Raw genomic sequence first — 23,484 nt, 5'->3', positions numbered from 1 at the left:
GAGCTTATGCGAGGATTGCGCAGCATTAAGCTGAGCGCAGCGACGGTCTCGACAGTCCTTTGCGAAGCAAAGCAGGGAGAGACCACGCGGAGCTACACGCCGCATAAAGAGCGTGCCGGGCTATGATTCAGCCATGTGAAACTATGGCGGGAATCATAGCCCGGCAGTCGCGGCGCACACACACGACCGTCACTTAGCAAGATCGTACCCCACGCACCCACTCCGCCTGTTTTCGGGAGTCCAGAGGGCAGCGCCATCTGGGGCCCTCCCTACCAGGGAGGGTTTGGGAGGGTAGAACCAGGGAGGGTAACCACCGAATGAATAATTCCATGATTAGTGCAATGGTCTCCATGACCGGAATACAGCAGCGTCTGGATGTCATTTCCAATAATATTGCCAACGTGAATACGGCAGGCTATAAGAGTAAGCAAGCAGCCTTCGAAGATGTACTGACACGTGTGCAGCAGCAACCGGACAAGTACAAGCTGGATGGACGCTCGACCCCGATGGGATACAACCTTGGGTTTGGTGTACGTTTGGCTGATGTGACAAAGGATATGAGTCAGGGTACGCTCAATGAGACAGGTAGTCCTACCGATCTGGCGATTGAAGGCAATGCGATGTTCGCCGTTGAAGCGAATGGTGAGAAAATGTGGACGCGTCAGGGTGCATTCCATTTTGTCCCTGATACTAGACCCAAAACGAATCCCAATGCGCCAGACATGATGGTATTGGTCAATGGCGAAGGCCACTTTGCATTGGATCGTCAAGGTAATCGCATTACGGCACCGAATAACAGCAAGGTTGCATTTGATGAAAAAGGCAATCTGTTGATCCGTCGTGGCAATGAAGCCAATGCAACGATTGGAGCCCAATTGCAACTCGTAGATATCGAGCGCCCGGAAGGGCTTGTGCAGTATGCGGATAATCTGTTTGGTCTGGATGCGGGTCTGACCGAGGATGATGTATTTGGAGCTAATGCAGCTACACGTGAAGCAACAGCTATGATTCGTGCAGGCTACATTGAACAATCCAACGTGGATTTGACACAAGAGATGGCTTTGTTGATGCAAGGACAGCGGACTTACCAACTGGCGGCACGTGCGCTCACATCCAGTGATTCCATGGCGGGTCTTGCCAACAATATGAGAGCATAAAAGGTGAATGTGATGACAGATACACAGCAGCAGAACAGTAAGCCGGATAAGACGAAAGTCAAGAAGAAGAAGAGTGGATGGCGCATCGCAAGATGGTTTTTGGTTCCGGTCCTGCTTGTTCTTGCCCTCGCTGGCGGATTGGTGGCTGGCTACGTGGTACTGGGCAAACAGGATATCGGTTCCGTATTGCAGTGGAGTACATGGGAACATGTATATGATTTGGTCTTCGCTCCGTAGATGAACGATATATGCAAAACTCCTGCGCAGGCAGGAGTTTTCTTTTTGGTGTTGAAAACAGTATAATGATGGATGACGTTTGACGTCAAAAGAGGCCTCCCCTGCGAAAGACATTCGTCATCGCGAAGAGAGACCCCTTATCTCAACCTTCACTACTGCAGTCATGAAGGATATAACTAGTGTTAACCGAAAATATGCTTTTCATACAAATTAAATGAAAATCACATTTATATGAGCATCGACTTGATCATGTTGGGGTTGACGGCTTCCGCACTAAAGTAAGTGGAGGGAACGGAATCGTTCAGAAGAAGCGAAGCGCTCGCCTTTGTCACCGAATTTTAGACAACTCTAAAATGTATCAGAAAATTCGGGGACAACAGCGATCGAAAGAATGATCCGTAACCGTAACGACCTCTATTGCGCTTAACTTCAATCATGATGGAGAATCTCATATAAACATCCCGAGAGGAGATTATACTGTGCTCGATATCAAACAGATTCAAGAGATTATCCCACACCGTCCCCCATTTCTACTGGTGGACAAGATTTTAGAGATAGAGGATGGCAAACGTGCCGTTGGTTTGAAAAATGTAACCATTAATGAACCTTTCTTCATTGGTCATTTTCCAGAGTATCCGGTAATGCCGGGTGTGTTGATTACAGAAGCTCTGGCACAGGTCGGTGCAGTAGCCATTCTTAATTTGGAAGGCAACAAAGGCAAAATCGGCTTTTTGGCGGGACTGGACAATTTCCGATTCCGTGGACAAGTTGTGCCTGGAGATACGTTGATGCTGGAAGTGGAAATTACGCGTCTCAAAGGTTCAATTGGTAAAGGCAAGGCTACAGCCAAAGTAGGCGACAAAGTGGTAGCTGAAGGCGAGATCATGTTCGCACTGTCTGACCCAAGCTAATGATTGTATCGTTCAGCAGTTCATTGAATTTTATATAGAAGGAAGGGGTTTGCAGGAATGGAACAGTTAAGCACAACAGCAGCACAAACATTGCAGCAGTGGTTGGAGGATGCTTCGATTGATGAAGCGACGAAACAGGAGCTTCGTGATTTGCAGGATCAGCCGAAAGAGCTGGAGGATCGTTTTTACAGAAATCTAGAGTTTGGTACAGGTGGATTGCGTGGTGTGATCGGAGCGGGAAGCAACCGGATGAACCGTTATACCGTGGGTCGTGCAACGCAAGGGTTTGCCCGTTATTTGCTGGAGCAGCATGGTGACAAAGAAGGTAAACCTTCTGTTGTGATCGCGCATGATTCCCGTCATTTCTCACCTGAGTTCACACTGGATGCTGCCTTGGTTCTGGCTGGAAATGGCATTGTGGCTAAGTTGTTTACATCCCTGCGTCCTACGCCTCAGCTTTCCTTCAGTGTACGTCATCTGCAAGCAACCGGCGGTATTGTGGTGACAGCAAGTCATAATCCTCCTGAATACAATGGCTACAAAGTATACAACCACGAGGGTGGCCAACTGGTACCACACGAAGCGGAGAAAGTCATTCAATACATTCAGGAAGTTCCTTCCCTCGCGGATGTGAAAAAGCTGACGCAGGAAGAAGCCGAGGCTCAAGGATTGCTCGTATGGCTTGGGGAAGAGGAAGATCAGGCATTTGTTGATACCGTTGCCAGCCTGAGCCTCAGTCGGGACCTGATTCAATCCGGCGTCGGCCGTGATTTCAAAATCGTCTTCACTCCACTGCACGGAACAGGTAATGTGCCTGTACGTCGTGTGTTGGAACAGATCGGTTTTGAGCAGGTTCACATTGTCGCAGAACAAGAACAGCCTGATGCTGAATTTTCCACAGTGAAATCCCCTAACCCTGAAGAGCGCGAAGCATTTACGCTTGCAATGAAGCTGGGTGAATCTGTGGGTGCGGACATTCTGATCGGTACAGATCCGGATGCAGACCGCATGGGTGCAGTAGTGAAAGACAAGGATGGCAAGTATTTCGTACTGTCGGGTAACCAATCCGGAGCGATCATGGTGCATTATGTGTTGAGTCGTTTGCAAGAGACAGGTAAGCTGCCGAAGAACAGTGCAGTTGTCAAAACGATTGTAACAAGCGAGATGGGAGCGGTCATTGCTGAGCATTACGGTGCAGAAGTGATGAACACCCTGACAGGCTTTAAATATATCGGTGAAAAAATGAACCAGTTCGAAGCAACCGGCAGTCATACGTTCTTGTTCGGTTATGAGGAGAGCTACGGTTACCTGGCAGGCAGCTACGCACGTGACAAGGATGCAGTCCTGGCTGCCATGCTGATTGCTGAAGCAGCTGCTTATTATAAAAACCAAGGCAAAACGCTCTATGATGTCCTGCAAGAGCTGTACAGCCAATTCGGATATTTCCTGGAGAAGCTGGAGTCCCGTACGCTGAAAGGCAAGGATGGCGTAGCTCAAATTCAGGCGAAAATGACCGACTGGCGTTCTAATCCGCCACAAGAAGTAGCCGGCATCGCTGTACAAGATGTGCTGGATTACTCCCTTGGCTTGGATGGCTTGCCTAAAGAGAACGTTCTAAAATTTATTTTGGCAGACGGATCATGGTTCTGCCTGCGTCCTTCGGGAACAGAACCGAAGATCAAAGTATACTTCGCCGTGCGCGGAGAGGACCTGGAAGACGCCGAAAGCCGTATTGAGCGTTTGGCTACTACGGTGATGACGCGTGTAGACGCACAATAAATACGAATGCAGTACTGAGCAAGAACATGAGAAAGCCTCTCCGCACCGTAAGGTTGGTTGGCGGAGGGGCTTTTCTTTTAGGTAAAAAGGGTAAATGTCTACGTCTATTTTGGATGAATTGCGGATAGATGCACGTTTGTTGACACAAGCTGTTTGTATCCGGTATTTATTCACTATTATGCAATGAAAATCATGAGCTGAACGTGCATTTGGTTCCAACACTTGAGGAGGTACATGTAGTGCGTCAAAAATGGCTTTATTGGAATACCGCTTCACGGAAGTGGCTGTGGATTGTTGTCATTATCGGTTTGATTGCTTCCATCCCTGTCATCAGTGATCGGGTACAAACGGAATCTTCCGCCAAAAAGGTGGAGCTTGTCTTCAATTATCGGGGGCTATTGGATATCTCGGCTTATCAGGCCCATCCGCAAGACTTCATGAATGAACAACTGACTCGGTTGAAAGACGCCGGAGTGACAACCATGGCGGTGTTCGAAAGTACACTGGATGAGTTGAAGAAGTCCCGCCGTCTGATGGTATATAACGGGCAGGATCTTGCGAACATGACCAAAAATGTCATTCCTGCTAACGATAATTACACGTATGTTCTATTCACAAATGAGGAAAATGCACAAACGTATACCCCTATCATTGAACAAACGTTCGCCGATCGGGAGATTCCTGTGCTTCCATGGGAATATGAAGGTCGTAGCGGCTTAATATTGCAGACTCCACCGGAGAATGCCAACATGCAGCCTTTGCAACCAGATCCGGTTGCCGTGAAGATGCTGCGTGATAAGGGATTTTACATTTTGCCACGGATTTCAGACAGTGTGCCTTATAATCAGGAATCCATGGAACGCCTGCTTACCTTCTTCGAAGAAAATGGGGTAAAGCGCATCTTGTTTGATGGTGATGCTGTGAAAGGGTACAATGATAATGCAGAGATGAAGAGTATCGATATGTTTGCCCAGTTGCTGAACAAGCACCATATTGGACTGGCGGCTATTGAGAATTTGAAGAAACCACAATCCGGTTTTGAGACTCTCTCCTATAAAATTGACTACAATGTAACTCGTCTGTACTCCTTAAGTGACGGGGATGCCAATCTGGATGTAGACACCATTGCTGACCGTTTTGTTTTGGCTACTAAAGACCGCAACATTCGTATGATCTATATGAATGCTTCGCCAAGTCGGAATACGGCCAAAGCCATGATCACCAATCCAATTGATAATCTGATCAATAGTTTGGGTGAGCCAGGTCATGCGATTGAACGTATGGGTAAACACGGCTTCGAACTCGGACAAGCTGAAGCGTTCACGGTTAAGGATTCTTCCATTCAGCGTTATGCTAAGCTGGTTGCCTTGATTGGTGCAATCGCAATGATTACGCTTATGGTTTCATATTTTGTACCACTGCTGACATTGCTGGTATTTGCACTGGCTCTGGTGGGTAGTGCCGGGTTATTCTTGCTCAAACCGACGTTGCTGGAGCAAGGAATTGCATTACTGGTAGCCATTAGTGCGCCAACCATTGCGATGGTGCTGGCGGTTCGTACAGTGAACTATCAGCAACAGCGTCAGCCAGACGCGCCTGCGGGTCGTCGACTGGCACAAACGTTATTCTTATATGTAAGAACATCGATTCTGTCGTTCCTGGCGGTGCCTTTTGTCATCGCATTGCTGAACAGCATTACGTACAGTCTGGTTATCAACCAGTTCCGAGGCGTTAGCCTGTTGCACTTTGCACCTATGGCGCTGGTAGCGATATATATTGTGTTTTACCGTGGTTCGGGTACGTTCTCCATTAAACAAATTAAGGATATTCTTCGTACACCGATTAACGTATTGATGGTTGTATTGGCACTGGTTGCTGCTGTGGTTGGATACTATTATTTGAGCCGTACAGGCAACTCGGGTTCGGTTACACCGTTCGAGATGTTCCTACGTACAACGCTGGAAGATACATTCGGCGTGCGGCCAAGATTCAAAGAATTTATGCTGGGACACCCGCTGTTTATCGTTGGCGTGTTCGCCGCTTTAAAATATCGTAAAGTCATCTTTGTGCTCATTATTGCAGCAATTGGACAATTGTCCATGGTGGATACGTTCGCGCATATCCATACGCCAGCTGTATTGTCACTCATTCGTGGAGTGATGGGATTGGGACTTGGCTTAATCTTCGGTATCGTTGCTGTGGGTGTGTGGCAAGTAGCGGAAGGATGTTGGAAAAAATGGTCACCACTTCTCAAAAGTTAGTCATCTCGGGGTATTACGGATTCCGCAACAGCGGAGACGAAGCGGTACTAAAGTCAATTTTGACGGCGCTGGAAGAGGAGAGTCACAGATCGAATGTCACGATTGAGCCGATTGTGCTCTCCGGTGACCCGGAGTCGACCACTTTAATGTACGGTGTACGTTCAGTACATCGGATGAAGTTGAAGGAGGTTCGCGAAGCGATCAAGGAAAGTGATGGTTTAATTAGTGGGGGAGGAAGTCTGCTGCAGGATGCAACCGGACTGAAATCCATCCCTTACTACCTGGGGGTCATCAAACTGGCCCAGTGGTTGAAAAAACCAACATTTATCTATGCGCAGGGCATTGGACCTGTGAAACGCAAAATATTCAATCCGATGATTCGTTCGGTCTTCAAAGCCTGTAATTATGTATCTGTGCGTGATGAACAATCTGCTGAATATTTGCGCGGGCTCGGATTGCAGTGGAATCAGATTCATGTGGTTCCTGACCCGGTGATGGGTCTGCCGTTGCCTGAAGCCAAAGCGGAAGAAGTAAGTTCAATCGCGGTTAATGCTCAAGGAGCAAGCGTTCATACCAAACTCCCGGTGATCGGCGTATCCGTACGTTTCTGGGAGTCGGATCGTAAAGAGCTTACAGCCATTGCTGCTGGACTTAAGAAGCTTTGCTCCAAAAAGGCCGTTCACTTGCGCTTTATGCCGTTTCACTTACCGATTGATGAACAGGCTTCAAGGTTTGTCATGGAAATGCTCGGTGATTTGGGGAACAAAGGTAGCGAGGTCAGCATTACCAAGGATCTCACTGATCCCCAACTGATGCTTCAGGAAGTCAGCAATTGTGATGTCGTTATCGGCATGCGTCTGCACAGTCTGATCTATGCAGCTTCACAGTATGTTCCTCCTGTTGGTATCTCGTATGATCCGAAGATTGATCAGTTCATGCTGCGTCTGGATAGTGAAACCGTGGGCAGTACGGATGCGCTGGATGGGGATAAACTGGCGAAGACAGTGGCTAACCTGTTGGATCAGCGTTCACAGTGGCTGAAGGAACATGAAGAAGGCATTACCGAATTGAAGCAGGAAGCCAAAGTGCCTGCTCAGCAAATTATTAAATATTTAGGCCGCAAAGGGTGAAATAAGATGAATCAGACCGGACCAATACCTACCGTTTCAATCTATGGTATTCCTTTTTCCAAACTAACGATGAAAGAAACGGTGGACGTTCTTCGCGAAGCTGTGCTCACGAAGCAGCCGCACCAAGTCATCACAGCCAATCCCATCATGGTCATGGCCGCGCTGGAGAATCCAGCGATGATGAAGGTTATGCAATCTGCAGAAATGATTGTTCCCGATGGAACAGGTGTTGTATGGGCTGCCAATTATTGTGGGGAGCCTGTGGCAGAGCGGGTGCCTGGATTTGATCTTTTACATGAATTGCTGCGTGTTGGAGAAAACTATCGGTGGGGCGTGTATCTGCTCGGTTCCACACCTGAGGTGATTCAAGAAACGGCAGTTCGGTTACAAGAGCAATATCCGGCGATTCGAATTGTAGGTTATCGCGACGGTTATTTTGGTCCGGCTGAGGACGAGCAGGTTGTCGCTTCCATCCGTGAAGCCGCACCTGATCTGCTGTTTGTTGCACGTGGGGCAGACACGCAGGAACCGTGGATTCACAAGTACAAAGATGCGCTTCAGGTTCCCGTTACCATGGGGGTTGGAGGCAGCTTTGATGTGATTTCGGGCAAATCCAAACGTGCACCTAAAGTGTTCCAAAAGTTAAGACTGGAATGGTTTTATCGTCTGCTTCGCGAACCTAGTCGGGCTGGCCGAATGCTTGCGCTTCCGAAATTCGCTGTCAAAGTGATGCGGGACAAAGAAAACGTGACTAAAGTCCGTTAAAATTAGGCTATTACGCGTAAAATGAACGTTTTTGCTAAAAATTGAGGTTGGCATTTCGCCTGTGATCAGCGTATAATTCATTCCGGATTACATGTGTGCCACTCAAATAAAAACTTTTAGTTGCACATGGCCACTCCGATGTCAGAATAACCTTTTGATCGCTGTTATCCCTGGATTTCTTTTATCAACCTTTCTAAGGTTGAAATCTCGTGATAAAGGCGAACGCTTCGCTTCTACAGGTTATTTCTGCCCTCTCCGTTCTGGTGCAAATGGTATTTTTATTAAAAGTGACGAACAATAATTTATATATAAAAAGAGATCAGGGGATTTATAATTTCTTACAGGTATTATAATTGGGGGTCGAATGTTCAAATGGTAGCGATCTTTATCATTGGATTTATCGTGTCAATGGGACTGGCTCTTGCCCTGACACCACTTGTCAAAAAGTTCGCAGTCAGAATCGGAGCAATGGATACACCGAATGCACGTAAAGTGCACACTCGGATTATGCCACGTCTTGGTGGTCTAGGGATTTTCCTGGCCTTTATCATTACGGTTGCTGCCCTGCTTCCTTTTGTGTCAGCATGGTTTACGACAAGAGATATGAGCTTTGTCAGTGCTTTTCTGATTGGTGGATCGATCATCGTACTGATTGGTGCATTGGATGACCGTTTTGAACTGTCAGCCAAAGTGAAACTGCTCGGACAAATTGTTGCTGCTGCTGTAGTCGTATTCGGATTCAATATCCGTGTAGACTTCGTCAATATTCCTTTTCAGGATGCTTACTCTTCACTGGAAGCTTGGGTGTCCATTCCGCTGACGATTCTCTGGATTGTTGGTGTAACGAACGCGATTAACCTGATTGATGGTCTAGATGGTTTGGCTGCCGGTGTATCCGGTATTGCCATTGGTACCATTGCCGTGATGTCCTTCCTGATGGGTAACATGATGATTGCCTTGATGTGTCTTGTACTGCTTGGTAGTATTGTTGGATTCTTGTTCTTCAATTTCCACCCAGCCAAGATCTTCATGGGGGATACGGGATCTCTATTCCTTGGTTTCTCTCTGGCAATGCTGTCCATGCTTGGATTCAAACAAATTGCTGTCGTATCCTTCATTACACCGTTGATCATTATCGGTGTGCCGCTCTCGGATACCTTCTTCGCGATCATTCGTCGTGCGGTACAACGGAAACCGATTTTCTCACCGGATAAAGGTCACTTGCATCACTGCCTGCGTGAGCTTGGATTCAGTCACCGTCAGACAGTGCTGATCATCTACGGAATTGCCGCATTCTTCGGTGTACTGGCGATTATCCAATCTTCTGCTGCGATGTTCGAAGCCAACTGGGTAACGTTCGTCGTGATCTGTATCATGATGTTCTTCCTCCAGGTTGGAGCAGAAGTCATCGGACTTGTAAGTAAAACCAGAAGGCCGGTCATTAACTTCCTGATGCGCATGCGCGTCAAGTTGAACCCGGAGACCCGCTCGAAATCCTAAATAGAAACGCTCGTTTACTGATCTTATTGAATATTCTTTCAACCCAAACCTTGTCCCTCGTGGACAAGGTTTTTTGTTTATTTTGCTGTTTTTACTAAATAATTGGAACCTTTCGGCCGATATATAACGGTAACTGACTTAAAAAGAGGAGAGATGATACGTAATGCAACAAAAGAAACGGCCGTTGGCATGGATCATGTTGGTCGCTATGGTGTTCTCATTGTTCCCACAAGGTCTGTTCGGTGGGGCCGTTGCTTCGGCTGCGGACGGTGACGGTACAGGATCTAACGCATATTCAACTTACTTTACGCCAGATATTAAGGTATTAAGGGAAACATCCATTTTGTCTTTGGTTTCAGGACAGACAGGCAAAGAATTCCTTTCCAGAAGTAACGCATATACCACATCAACATCAACCATTAGTATCTCGGGTTCATATGCATTTGTTTCCAAGGATACGATGAAAGTAAAAGTAGAACAGCTGAATTCCACGACTGAAGGCAGTGTGAATAAGTGGGTTCCAGATGAAACGAAATCCATTACAACTGCAGTCACTGCAGATAGCAGTGGGAACAACAAGTTTAACGCAAACAACCTTACATTGTTTCCCGGATTCAACAAGATTACCTTCCTAGGAGTACAGGGTTCTGTTGAACGTTCGGATACATTTTATGTTTTGTATGATCAAGCTCCATATATAGAGAACTTCAAAATCTCCACGGTTGTTTCTGGAGGTACAGGGAATGCAACCTACGACCTTAACGCAGGTTCTGAGACAGTCGTTAATACGGAACGTGTATCTATCCAAGGTAAGGTGCAAAACGCTACGCAGGTTACCGTTACAGTAAATGGTAGCGATTCTTTTGATTCGGCTATGTTACAAGATGGATCATTTTTCTTGCCGCAGCTTAAGCTTAAAGCAGGAATAAATACGTTGAAATTTAAAATATCAAGTGCATCAAACTCCATTGAAACGGAGCGTTCGGTGTATTATTTTGATAAAAACCAACCATTCACCAAGCTCGACTTAACGGTAGGGACAGAGACGCAATCCATATTAAACGATGCAAATCCGAATTTTACAATAGTGGGACAAACAGAAGGCAAATTGTCTGGACAAGCATTATTGCCTTATTCAGCAAGTAGTTCAGATTTTAGTCCAACGAACGGAACGATTACATTATCTAATAGCAATATAGCTCAACCTACAACATTCACTTTTCACGTAACCAAAACAACTGCGATTGCAGGAGCAGACGGAATTAGTTTGGAATATCGACTCGTGGATTTTGTAGTGGACACACCTTTCAAAATGGAGTTAGAAGAAGGCGGGACTGATGTCAAGAAGAATCAGGAAGTCAAAGTCAGCCTTACTTATGGTAACTTCAGCACAGGATTTACTGGAGGATACGTGTATTCGCCAGGTTCCCAGGATATCTTGAATATGTACTACCTCCCGGATTACAAAAGTGGCCCGATAGAGTCCAAGACCAAACTGGATGGATCAAGAGTGAAAAGCGATACATTCTTCATTTTGGTTGAATCCAGCAAAGATATTAATGCAGCAACTCTTTTTGGTGAATATTTACCTACAGGTGTAAATAAATTGAAAATTGATGCTGTCCCAACTGTTCCCGCAATGGGATTGACTACAAAACAACAGATCTATCAAATTACGGGATTTGTAAGTGGTGAACAGCAAATTCGTTTTTATTTCGGTAAACCGACTGACTTGCCCAAAGTAGTCAAGATTTCTTATTCATCTGTTAGTTCGATCTATGTAGAAAATTTGCAAGATGGACAGACGTATAGTTTCGACTCGAAGAGTACGGAACAGACCATGTCTGTTAAAGGTAAGTTTATTGGCTTTAAGACGCTGGGGATTGATTTTAAGCCTGAGCTTGTAGTTAATGGTAAGGTGCTTAAAGACACTGAATATACAAAGGTTTCAACTGGCTTCCCGGACAGCAATGGTGATTTTTCCATTAAATTAAAAGTGTTGAAAGAAGGGCCGATTGTATATGGTGAGAACACGATTGTGATTCGTGCAATTGATGAGGATGCCAACAAACAGCCTACAACTATAACAACAACGCTTAGAATCAATGTTATTGATACGAACCAATCAACAGTTACCACCTTTATGCCTACTCTGGTTCCTAAGGATTCCAGACAACCCTTTGTTGATAAGGCTCTAACCAGTTATACACAGGACGAACTGAAGAAAATCTTCGCGGTTACGCCTGAATTTGCATTCAAAGAAGATAAATATGTAACAAGTGAAGAAAATTATGATCTTGTGATTAATGGCGGTGGAGCACAAATTGCTAACGTTTATTTTGGCTCCAAACTAGTGTTCACCCATACACAAGCTACTGATCGTGTACTACAAACGAATAAATTAGGCGAAAACGGAATGCCTACATTCGATTTTGTGGGTAATGAAAATCAGTTCTTCGTAAGAATTCAAAACCTGAAATTTGATGCGCCTGGAACGCACGTATATACACTTGAACTTATTAATAGAACAGGTGCCAGAACAACTCAGCGCTTAGAGATTGTACGTGAACCATCCTCTTATCGCATTCTTGCTCCTCAGCCAACCGTAGGAGATAAGATTGTTGTTAATAAAAACTTTGTGAGATTCGATATTGAGGCAGAAGGGGCTACTCAAGTACTGATTGATAAGCAGCCTGCTGTTAAACGTACGGATTCTAACAATCGTTTTGTACTGGACTACGTAGGTTTGAAACCTGATAAAAATAACGCAATCAAAATTCAAATTACCCGTCCGGGTGGAACCATTAATGACACTGTCAATGTATTCTATACATCTACAATTACAACAGATACGCAATACATGGCTCCGAAAGTGGCCAATAAATATACTGTATTTAACAAAGAGCTGCAGCTTTCACTTCCGAAAGGTACGGTTCTGCAATCCACAACAGTAAGAAATATGACCAAGTTCTATCCAGATAACAAGATTTTGTTCGGAATTGCTGATCCGGATAAAGGGATTGTAGAGAGAAAAAATGACTACGGTAACTGGATCGGATCTCCGGATGAAGGTAGTGAAAATGCACAAAGTTTCATTACTGTATCGCCTGAACTTACGGGTTTATTCAGTTCAACACTTAATACAAGCAACTTTACGCCAATCTCAGATATTTACTGGATTCATGGTGGCGTTGGTGAACTTGGAGATAAAGGTGAGAGTGGTTATAGCGCAGGAACCAATGGTTTGGCTCCTTATAGTCTGGAAGGGAACTTCACGCAATATGCTGCTGAGAGAGTCCTAACTCCATCCCAAAGAGGTAGCCTGACGATCGCTTATGATCCATCGATTGTAGACGATGTAGGTTCTACCATTACTGTTTTCAGATACTCAGATAAAACCAATGTAGGCAAGTGGATTCCTATCGGGGGAGTCGTTGATACAAAAGGTCACACGATTACGGTACCATTTGATGAATTCGGATACTACAAAGTAATGAAATTGAGCAGAAGTTATCCTGATATTACAAACCACCCATGGGCTCGTAATTTGCTTAATGCTTTGTATTCCAAAGGAATTATGAATCCATTGAGAGCAAGTTCTTTTGGTGCAGATGATCAGACAACTCGTGGAGAATTTGCAACGTTACTCGTTAGAGGTCTGGATATTCCGTTAAATTATGCGAACCAACAAACGTTCCAAGACGTATCGATCAGTACCAAGTCCGATCGTTGGACCTATGAAGCTATTGAGACAGCTGCTCGGGCAGGTATCGTAACGGGGTTGAGTGATGGATATTTCCAACCGGAAATGCCAATTACACGTGAACAGGCAGCCGTTATGATTGCTCGTGCAATGAACTCCAAATTGGCAACGAACGACAGTAAACTAGCTGCAACGCTTGGAAAGTCATTCCTGGACTCAGGTTCTATTGAATTCTATGCTCGTCCTGCTGTGCTCGCGATAACCAAAGCGAAAATCATGGAAGGAAGCCCGGTCACGGTGCCTGGTGCAACCAAAGCTCAGTATCAGTTCAATCCAAAGGGTAATATGACTCGTGCAGAAGCTGCCAAAATTGCAGTTGAATTACTTAAGAAGAGCACGAAGCTGTTCCCTAAAAACTTGAGCTAATCCGCCTAGAAAAATATTCAATTCTGAAAGACCTGTCCCTTGGACTAAAAGGACAGGTCTTTTTATGACTGTAAATCAACTGGTAAAGAACACTTTTATAATAGAAGAAATCTGTTTTTTACCAATATCTATTTTTGTAATTTGCTAGAGATTAAGATACAATAGCGGTAAATACACAATGATCTAGAGGGTGAAGTTAGCTAATGAAACCGATTTATTCGAAAGCCCAGCTGGGCTACATGAAGGCAAAGACACAGTTCGAGAAACAAGCAGTCATTCTGGAGAAGAAAATAGAAGATACACGTAAAACGCAGGAAGTTTCCCAAGAAGTGATGGAAGGGCTTGTCAAGGCGACTGGCTTCCATGATGCGTATAACAATTTGGTTCTGGCTGAGAATGACTTAATTGAATGGTCTCACACCACGATGAAACATGAGAAGACATACCGGGAAAATAGACAACCCATTGATGACATGTATCTGAGATTGAACAGTGATCCGAATATGCGTGCTCAAATTATTGATCTTGCGATGAAAATTCGCTAAGTTATAGAACCAGAGCATTACGAAAGGCATTCCATATGGAATGTCTTTTATTTATTTTGTATTTAGAAGAATTTGTCGCTTCATGCAGCGAGTTATCGGGTATAAATAAACGTCCCCATCAATCCAGACACAACATAATCTCATGCAGACTGCTCCATCATTGATGGTCTAAAGGTTTTGAACCTCGCATTTACCCGCACTGCATCAATACATAAATAAGTTCAAAACTTTTTTTGCTGAATCCGCAACTTTTTGAAATCTGCTGCGTTTAAGATGTAGAGTCGAAAACATTGGGCCTCTTACCAAGAATGACCTCGTGAAGAATCTTGTCTATTTATTAGAAAAAATTGCTTTACGGCACGGAAGACCCATTGTATAATACGTAAGGTAGGATTAGGAAACTACTCTATTTTCGTATGGATCTATCATTATTCTCGTTTACAAGTTTCTGTGATATGCTCACAGACATCATTTATATTAACTTGCTCACAACTCTGGAAAGGGGGTGCAACAATATATGAGGAATACGAGCGACCCTATTAAAGAAAATTCAAATGTTATGAACGCCCAAGGAGGAGAAAAAAAGGTTATGAAGAAAATTTTATCCGTAGCTCTGTCTACAGCAATGGCATTCTCAATGTTTGCATCTGTAGCATTCGGTGATACAGCGGTTTCGCCACAACAACAGTTTGATGCATTGAAAGCAAAAGGTGTTTTCACTGGTTACCCAGATGGAACAGCTGGTTTGGACAAAGAGATGACTCGCGCTGAGTTCGCAAAAGTTATCACTAAATTGCTTGGCCTGAAAGAAATCACTGGTGTATATTCTTACAACGATAAAAACTACAATGCTAAAAACTGGGCTGCTCCTTACATCGAAGCAGTAACAGCTGCAGGCATCATGGAAGGTAAAAACGTTGAGAAGAAAATCTTCGACTTCAACGGTAAAGTAACTATCGAAGAAATGGCGAAAGTTCTGACAATCGCTTTGGACCTCGAAGTTCCAACTGAAACTAACAACACAGCAACAGCTTGGGCTAAAGGTTATGTTCAAGCAGCAATCAACGCTGGTCTGCTTGACACTAGCTTGAACTTCCAATCTAACGCTTCCCGTCAATTGCTTGTAGGCGCTGCTTACGCAATTGATCAAGCTCAAAGCATTAAAGTTGAGTCTTACAAAGTATCCGAAGCTGGTAAAGTAGTTGAATTTAAAATCAGTGATGGTGAAACTGTAAAAGTTACTTTGGATAAAGCTCTTGAAGCTAACAAAGAAACTGAAGTGAAATTTACTTACAAAGATAAAACTTTCACTGAAAAAGTTACTTATGTTGTAACTGCAGCTCAAAAAGTTGTTAGTGCAACTGCTAACAACCTGAAGCAAGTTGTTGTAACATTTGATGGTGATGTTGATGCTGATAGCGCTGAGCTTGAGTCCAACTACACTATTGATGGTTTCAAATTCAAATCTGCTACATTGTCTTCCGACAAGAAAACAGTAACTTTGTTGCTGCCAGCAGAGCAAACTTTGACTTCCCAAAAAGCTTACAAACTGAATGTAAGCAATGTTAAAAACTCTGACAAGTCCAAAGTGTTCAAAGAGACAGTACAAGTGACTCCAGTTGACACTACTTTGCCAGAAGTTTCAGAAGTTAAAGGTCTCGGAACTAAAGCGTTCAAAGTAGTATTCTCTGAGCCAGTTAAAGCATCTTCTGTAAACACAACTTCTAACTTCCGCATCGACGGTAAAGCAATCTCTGGATATGTTAACTTCACTTATCCAAGTGTTGCAGTTATCACAACTGACCTGAGCGTTGGTAAACACACATTGACAGTAAATGGTGTTGAAGACTATGCAGGTTACAAACTTCTGCAAAAAGAAGTTGAGTTCGAAGTAGTTGAAGACACTACAGCTCCAGAAGTTGTTAGTGCAAAAGCTACAAACCTGAACAAAGTAGAAATCGAATTTAACGAGTCTGTTAAATCCGTAAGCAAAGCTTACCACACGTCTTCTGGTAAAACAGGAACTGTTACTGTTGAAGATAACAAAGTAACTGTAAACTTCGAAAACGACAACAAGCTGAGCTTGGGTGAAAACACAATCACTTTGGAAGGTGTAACAGACTACAGCAACAACTCTGCTACACGTACTACTAAAGTGACTCCAGTTATCGATACTACTCGTCCAGAAGTAGCTTCTGTAACTGCTGAAGTTTACAACAACAACCATGTAATCACTGTTGAATTCAGCAAAGCTGTTGAATCTACTGATGTATTGAAAACAGCTAACGCTAACTTCACTTTGAAAAACGAAAAAGGCGAATTGGTTACTACTAGAGGCTTCACAGCAGCTGGTCACCCAGTTAACGCTCCTAAATTTGTAGATGGTACTGGTAACAAACGTGTACAAATCACTACAATTGGTGAATTGGCACAAGGTAAATACACTTTGGAAATCTCCGGTATCCGTGATATCGCAGCAATTGCAAACACAATGTTGCCATACTCCACTACTGTAGATGTAAGTGATATTGCTAAACCAAAAGTTAACGATGCTTGGTTCGTTCAAGAGAGCACTGGTAACGGATCTTTGAAAGATCTTGATATCTACGTTACATTCAGCAAAGAAATGGCTGTAAGTGGTAACGGTAGTGCAATCGATCCAAACAAATATAACTACCAAATCAATGCTAATGGTCCATTGTTGCCGCTTCCTAACAACACTGAGGTAACTCAAGTAAATGCTCAACAAGTTCGCATTTCCTTGCCTGCCAAAGAAAATGGATACCTGGGTGCAAATGATACTTTGAATCTGCGTATTGCTAATGTTGCAGATACAAAAGATAACTACATCGCTGGTAACGTAGTTTCTACACCTGTTGTAGCTAAAGATTCCAGAAAAATCGGTGTTGAATCAGCTAAAGCTGTTTCCGACAAAAAAATCGATGTTCAATTCGATGGATACCTTTCTTCCGTAAGTGCAAGTGACTTCGGTATCAGTGCTACTGATGCAACTTATAATTTGAAATTGAACAGCGTTGAGACTAAAGATGGTAACACTTTGGCTCACTTCGAAATCACTACTGGTCAATCTTTGAATGCTACAGCTTCTACAGCTAACTTCGTTACAGTTGTTGCAGTAGAAAATATCCAATCTGTAAGCCCTAATGGCATCAGAGTTGGTAATGTAAGCAAAGGTTTGACTGATGGTATTGCGCCTAAATTGGTAGAAAACAACAACAACTTCAGCGTAGTTGAAGGTGCTGTTGTAAATGGTAAAAAACAATACGTTGCTACATTGACATTCAACGAAGAACTGAATGTTGCTAACAACACTACTGGCTTCTTGGCTCGTATTGGCGGATCCGAAGCAACAGTTACTAAGGTTGAAGCTGGTAACACTAATCAAGTGGTAGTTACATTTGAAGCTGCTTCTACTACACAATTGACTGGTTCTTATGTAGAATTGTACCTCAACTCTACAAATGCAACTAACAAATTTGTAACTGATAAATCCGGTAACGCTGCAGATCCTTCCAACGTTTCCGTACAAAAACAGTACTAATTTATAAGTTTTTAGAGAAGACCCTTAGAGAAATCTAAGGGTCTTTTTTATTGTTGTTGTATATTTGATAATTCACAACAACATCGTAACTTTCTCGCCTTCCCAAACGTTTATACTATATAGCAAGAAGCAACATATGGGAGGTTTGGAAGTGAATCAAAAGAAAATGGTTGTGAGCGTGCTCGCAAGTGCGATGTTGATCAGTTCAACCGCTGGCATTGCAATGGCAGCGAGCACAACAAATAAAACGTCTGTCACCAGTTCTAATAGCAGTGAATCGAAGAAAACAAAAACATCAACGAACAAAGTCGTACATACACTGAGTAACTTGTCTCCTGTCAAAGTAACCGCACATAGCTCCGTGAGATTAACGGATGTGAACATCTTATCTCAGGATGATGGGAAAGTTGTTACGTATACTATTTCATATAAGAACAATGACAGTACCCCAATGATGATGCTCGATTATTGGAGCAAGGTAAAAACCAAAGGCGGAACGCTGTTCTCACCTAAACTGATTGCGAAGGATCAGGAGAAGAAGACAGTCGCACCTGGATCAACTGTAGATTTGACTTATGTCATGAAGGTTGGTCGGGAAGTGAAGCTAAGTGATCTGAACTTCCTCATTGTGAAGTGGGATTTCAGTCAATCTAACTATGAACGTACGCTGGGTAAGTTTAATGTAACCGCATCCTATAGTATAACTACACCCGTAGGCAAACCGAAGACGGTTCGTCTAAGTGATTCTGCCGTGAAGGTGAAAGTGTCAGGTATTAAAGTGTTCCCAGGTGAAGATAAGAATCAGTATGTCAAAATTGGTGTGAATTTAAACAATATTAGTTACAAATTACTCGAAAATCCGAATATCAAATGGATTTTGCGTACACCAAGTGGTACGAACTATCCGTTGACGCCTGACAAAGATAGTACAAGCGTCAGTATACAGGCGCAGGCCAATAAGCCTCTCAGTCTGATGGCATCTCTTCCTACGTCAGTGAAGCTGCAAAAGTCTGAGCTGTTGCTGGTAGAGGAGCAGGGTGAAGAGAAGACGGTCTTACCTGTTGCTGCGTTGCAGCTGCCTGAGGCAAGCAAAGCAACGAACGTAGAGGTGACTGCGAATCAACCGAATATCATATCTGTTGAGGGACAACGATTATCTACATTGCTGGAATCAGCAAAGATACGTATCGATGAAGGTGAATATGATATGAATATGCAATTTGTACTTAAGAACGAAGGTAAGAAAGCCATTAAAGTACCAATATATACATTTGAGGTACGAACTGCTGACGGAACAGTTTATCCGATTGAAACCAAAGCATTGGACGCATTAAAGCTAAACCCGGGAGATATTAAAACAATTAAACTCAACGCGACCTTACAAGGTGATGGGGACACAAGCAAAATTAAGCTGTACGCGATGAGTCCTGTTGATAAGACTGAAAGCACGGATACATCGACTCCAACGAGTACAAGTAGCTTTGTTTTCTCCTATCCTGTGGGCGTATATGCGATTCCGCAATCAGTATCTACTGGAGACGGTTTGACAACAGAGACGGTCATTAAGAATAGTAAAGGAACGTTTGGTGTTTCGTTGGGATCGTTACAGCGTTTACCTTGGGCAGATAGTGACATTGTGGCTGCAAAAGTAACGATCCGTAATGCCGGCAGCAAAACGGTACAGCTCCCAGAGCTAGAAGCAATGTTCACCATTGATTCGGCTCAAATTGATGGAGATAAGAAGTTAATCTATACGCAAAGCGGAAAACTGCTTGGAGCGGGCATGACGACCGAGGCTTATCTGTTGACCAAAATTCCTTCTGAGCTTCGTATGGGACGTTTGGAAGTAAGTTTGATCGAAAAAGTTAGTGAAGAAGAAACAAATGAGTGGATCACGTTAAATACGTCGGGATTGATTCAACCTGTATCCTACGTAGGAACAGGCAAGACATATACAATGGGTGCTGCGGATAAAGAGACTGAAATGGGTGTGCGTAGAACGATCCGTTACCCGGGAACATCTTCGGATATCGTATATACCGAATTTGAAATGACAAACAAATCGTTGCGTCAAAGTGGGCTTGGCAAACTGGTGGGTTACTTCAAAACATCGGACGGTCAATATTACAGAGCAACTGCAAAACAATCCGAGCGTTCACCCGGGCCAGGCCAGAAATCAATTGTTACATTCTGGGCTAAGGTTCCGAAGTCAGTCACATTCTCGGATATGCGGTTGGTTGTGGGTGAAGGCATAGCAGATAGCAAGTTTGTCATCGGCGAAGGGGAAGCCACAGCCTATGTGAATGCTCTAGCATTCGAAGTGCCACCAACTTCCATCAGTGTTCAAGGGACGCTGAACAATATTGATCTCTATCCATATACGCTCTCTGCTAGTAGTGTACGTGCATATCTGGCGGGAAGCTCATCTGTGCAGGTAGAGATGAATTATAGCCTATCCCGCAATGAAGAGATCGAGATGGGCGAGAATGAACATAAATTGATTCTGGCTCTTACCGATCAAGCAGGTAAAACATATGAGAAAGAGTTAGTCTTGGGAACCGATCTGAAAGCGGGAACGAATCAAACACTCACTTGGAGTGTAGAAGACAGCTTCTTCGAGAAACTGCGTGGAGGCTCGTATCGTTTGGCGGTATATGACCAGTTCCAGGGACAACGTATTCGTCTTGCGGAACAAGGCTATGGATACGATCTGACCAAGCTTCCAAAGGAAGAACCTGTAGATTCAAGATAAACGAAGTCTTTCTACAATTAGTGATTTATCCACAAAACCTCGTTTCCAGAGAAATGGAAGCGAGGTTTTGCTTGTCGCATCTCTACTTTTTCTCTATAGTTAAAGTTAATAGATTACCAGAGGAGGAAAATAAATCACATGAAACCTTATATGAAAGTATCCCTGGCTGCACTAGCGATTGGTGTTGGTGTGTGGGTAGGGTCTGTATACAGCAATACGGCAATAGGTGCAGGCACAAGCCAACCGGGAACAGCAGATGATCCGGTAGTGACGAAAAGTTATGTTGATCAGCAAATTCAGAAAGCTTTGGGTGGAGGCACGAACACAGGGTCTGGAAATACATCAGGTAGCAACAGCGGCTCTACAGGAACTGGCAACTCAGGCAGCACGGGTGGAGACACAACGCTTCCTCCATTGGTTTCTGGAGCATCTGTTGCCGTTGAAATTGTGACCGTGAAGCCAGGTCAACAACTGATCGGTGCATCTGGCGCGGAGTTCATTGTGCGCAGCGGTAAAGCTGTGATCGTCAGTGAAGGTACGAATGGTGTAGCTGATCTGACGGACGGGGTTGATTTGACGAATGGTCAGACAGCACCGACCAATCACTTGCTCTCTTTTCCAAGAGATGGACGGGGTATAACGGTATTGGATGGTAACAAGTACAGCCTGACTGTCATGGTACGTGGTGGATATTCTCTGAAATAGGATGAGCACTTGTCAGACTTTTTATTCATTTCATTTGTTCAGATTACCCAGTTCTAACAAACATTAATACGGCTAGCCAGCCTTGTTCCTGCTCACTCTATAACTGTACACAACCAATAACCGGAGGTGCAGGAATCATGGCTAGAAGCAACCGCAAAGTGGTACCTGAAAGTCGTCAGATGTTGGATCAAATGAAGTATGAAATTGCCGCTGAGTTTGGTCTGAATGTGGGATATGGCGGTAGAGGTCTTGCTGGTGCAGATACCGAATTTGGTTCTGAACTGGGTGAGGTAAGTGATCACTCCTATGGCCAGTACAAAGGCTGGGGCCATCTGACTTCCCGTGAGAATGGATCGGTCGGTGGAGAGATTACAAAAAGGCTGATTCGCCAGGCACAGCAGCACTTATAAGGTGTTTTCCTTATCCCAATCCGTTTGACACGTCTTGACAAATACGTTAAGATGGCAGTTGAGGTACGCAACCTTTTCCGCTAGGGAAAGGTTGATTTTTTGTTGAGGCCATTACCTGAAAAATCCTTATCTTCGTAACTGCGGACCCTGCGTCCTTATTCCGCCCGGAAAGCTTTCGAGGGTACAGTGAACGAATCAACGTAAATGTTTTGTTCGGGCAATCGCCATACTACTCGTTATGGGAGGTTGAAACTTCAATGTCTATTAAAGGCCGACATCTATTCACATCGGAGTCTGTAACTGAAGGACATCCGGATAAAATTTGCGACCAGATCTCGGACGCCGTATTGGATGCGTTCCTGACGAATGATCCAAATGCTCGTGTAGCGTGCGAAGTTTCCGTAGCTACAGGCCTTGTGCTTGTCATTGGTGAGATCAGCTCAGCGTCTGAATATGTGGACATTCCGTCCATCGTTCGTAATACGATTAAGGAAATCGGGTACACTCGTGCCAAGTTCGGTTTCGACTATAATACTTGTGCAGTCCTGACTTCTCTGAACGAGCAGTCTGCTGACATCGCACAAGGTGTTAATGCAGCTCTGGAGAATCGTGACCCGGAACAAATGGCTCGCGAAACAGAGAACATTGGTGCTGGTGACCAAGGTCTGATGTTTGGTTTTGCAACCAACGAAACACCTGAACTCATGCCTTTGCCAATCGCCTTATCTCACCGTATAGCTCGCCGTTTGGCTGAAGTGCGTAAAAACGGCACATTGGAATATCTTCGTCCGGATGGTAAAACTCAGGTAACGATTGAATACGACGGTGACAAACCGGTACGTGTTGATACAATCGTCGTGTCTACTCAACATGCTGAAGAGACTCTACTTGCGCAGATCCAAAAAGACATCAAAGAACATGTAATTCTGCCTGTCGTTCCAGCTGAATTGCTGGATGAGCAGACTAAATATTTCATCAACCCAACAGGACGTTTCGTTATTGGCGGACCTCAAGGAGATGCAGGCCTGACTGGACGTAAAATCATCGTAGATACCTACGGCGGTTATGCACGTCACGGCGGTGGAGCGTTCTCCGGTAAGGATCCAACAAAAGTAGACCGTTCCGCAGCATATGCAGCTCGTTATGTTGCGAAAAACCTCATTGCAGCAGGTCTTGCCGACAAAGTGGAAATCCAGCTCGCTTACGCGATTGGTGTAGCCAACCCGGTATCGATCAACGTGGATACATACGGAACAGGCAAAGTCAGCGAAGAGACATTGGTTGAACTTGTGCGTAACAACTTCGATCTTCGTCCGGCTGGTATTATCCGTATGCTGGATCTGCGTCGCCCAATTTACAGACAAACGGCTGCTTACGGTCACTTCGGTCGTACAGACCTCGATGTACCTTGGGAACAAGTGGACAAAGCAAACGTTTTGAAAGAGCAAGCAGGTCTGTAAGTTAACGATAAAGTCATCAATAGAAGCCCTTGGTTCCGATATGGAATCAGGGGCTTTTTGTATGCAAACATTAAGAACTGTGGAAGTGCAAAATAATTCCTTTTATTTCCTTTTAACTAAAGAAAATTGGTAATGTAACCGACATACATAATGAGGTCTGTACATCAGACAGTTGAAACAG

At 44.2% G+C, this 23,484-nt stretch carries 16 protein-coding genes; 15 read left to right on the top strand and 1 reads right to left on the bottom strand.

Annotated elements, in window-relative coordinates:
• Positions 1-92: 92 nt before the first annotated feature.
• Positions 93-257 carry a hypothetical protein gene (locus tag BLV50_RS32795; protein WP_177031203.1) on the bottom strand — a complete coding sequence of 55 codons (165 nt, stop codon included), beginning with the start codon at positions 255-257 and terminating at the stop codon, positions 93-95.
• Positions 258-317: 60 nt separating this feature from the next.
• On the opposite strand from BLV50_RS32795, the gene BLV50_RS16365 reads away from it, so the two are divergent.
• The 15 genes from BLV50_RS16365 to metK all read left to right on the top strand — a co-directional run bounded on the left by BLV50_RS16365 (position 318) and on the right by metK (position 23,303).
• Positions 318-1,157, top strand: a complete 840-nt coding sequence (locus BLV50_RS16365) for a flagellar hook-basal body protein (protein WP_090808916.1) — start codon at positions 318-320, stop codon at positions 1,155-1,157.
• Between the two features lie 12 nt (positions 1,158-1,169).
• Positions 1,170-1,394, top strand: coding sequence for a DNA-directed RNA polymerase subunit beta (locus BLV50_RS16360; RefSeq protein WP_024632706.1), 225 nt, complete (start codon positions 1,170-1,172; stop codon positions 1,392-1,394).
• A gap of 479 nt (positions 1,395-1,873) precedes the next feature.
• Positions 1,874-2,305 (top strand): 3-hydroxyacyl-ACP dehydratase FabZ, encoded by a 432-nt coding sequence (gene fabZ / locus BLV50_RS16355; protein WP_064641900.1) that lies wholly within the window; start codon positions 1,874-1,876, stop codon positions 2,303-2,305.
• Between the two features lie 57 nt (positions 2,306-2,362).
• Positions 2,363-4,084 carry a phospho-sugar mutase gene (locus tag BLV50_RS16350; protein ID WP_090808914.1) on the top strand — a complete coding sequence of 574 codons (1,722 nt, stop codon included), beginning with the start codon at positions 2,363-2,365 and terminating at the stop codon, positions 4,082-4,084.
• A gap of 239 nt (positions 4,085-4,323) precedes the next feature.
• On the top strand, positions 4,324-6,345 hold the full coding sequence (locus tag BLV50_RS16345; RefSeq protein ID WP_090808912.1) for a DUF5693 family protein: 2,022 nt from the start codon (positions 4,324-4,326) through the stop codon (positions 6,343-6,345).
• Positions 6,321-7,475, top strand: a complete 1,155-nt coding sequence (gene csaB / locus BLV50_RS16340) for a polysaccharide pyruvyl transferase CsaB (RefSeq protein WP_090808910.1) — start codon at positions 6,321-6,323, stop codon at positions 7,473-7,475. The genes BLV50_RS16345 and csaB overlap by 25 nt, the downstream gene beginning before the upstream one ends.
• A gap of 6 nt (positions 7,476-7,481) precedes the next feature.
• Positions 7,482-8,240, top strand: a complete 759-nt coding sequence (locus BLV50_RS16335) for a WecB/TagA/CpsF family glycosyltransferase (protein WP_090808908.1) — start codon at positions 7,482-7,484, stop codon at positions 8,238-8,240.
• 372 nt (positions 8,241-8,612) lie between these two features.
• Positions 8,613-9,740 (top strand): glycosyltransferase family 4 protein, encoded by a 1,128-nt coding sequence (locus BLV50_RS16330; protein WP_072733618.1) that lies wholly within the window; start codon positions 8,613-8,615, stop codon positions 9,738-9,740.
• Positions 9,741-9,903: 163 nt separating this feature from the next.
• A complete protein-coding gene (locus BLV50_RS16325) occupies positions 9,904-13,869 on the top strand; it encodes an S-layer homology domain-containing protein (protein WP_090808906.1) in 3,966 nt (1,321 codons plus the stop codon).
• Positions 13,870-14,072: 203 nt separating this feature from the next.
• Entirely contained in the window at positions 14,073-14,414 is a 342-nt protein-coding gene (locus BLV50_RS16320; RefSeq protein ID WP_079695642.1) for a hypothetical protein, read from the top strand.
• Between the two features lie 517 nt (positions 14,415-14,931).
• A complete protein-coding gene (locus tag BLV50_RS16315; RefSeq protein ID WP_090808904.1) occupies positions 14,932-17,976 on the top strand; it encodes an S-layer homology domain-containing protein in 3,045 nt (1,014 codons plus the stop codon).
• 151 nt (positions 17,977-18,127) lie between these two features.
• Complete coding sequence (locus tag BLV50_RS16310) at positions 18,128-20,728, top strand: hypothetical protein (protein WP_090808902.1); 2,601 nt, start codon at positions 18,128-18,130, stop codon at positions 20,726-20,728.
• 138 nt (positions 20,729-20,866) lie between these two features.
• On the top strand, positions 20,867-21,433 hold the full coding sequence (locus tag BLV50_RS16305; protein WP_090808900.1) for a hypothetical protein: 567 nt from the start codon (positions 20,867-20,869) through the stop codon (positions 21,431-21,433).
• 137 nt (positions 21,434-21,570) lie between these two features.
• The gene (locus tag BLV50_RS16300; protein ID WP_053782866.1) at positions 21,571-21,843 is read left to right on the top strand and encodes an alpha/beta-type small acid-soluble spore protein; all 273 of its coding nucleotides are present in this window, start codon (positions 21,571-21,573) and stop codon (positions 21,841-21,843) included.
• A 257-nt stretch (positions 21,844-22,100) separates the two neighbouring features.
• Entirely contained in the window at positions 22,101-23,303 is a 1,203-nt protein-coding gene (gene metK / locus BLV50_RS16295) for a methionine adenosyltransferase (protein ID WP_090808898.1), read from the top strand.
• The last annotated feature ends 181 nt before the right edge of the window (positions 23,304-23,484 follow it).

It is taken from the genome of Paenibacillus sp. 276b (genome assembly GCF_900107875.1).
In the GTDB taxonomy this organism is placed as follows: Bacteria; Bacillota; Bacilli; order Paenibacillales; family Paenibacillaceae; genus Paenibacillus; species Paenibacillus marchantiae.
The sequence above is the reverse complement of the archived record's forward strand: the minus strand, read 5'-3'. Positions and strand labels throughout refer to the sequence as shown.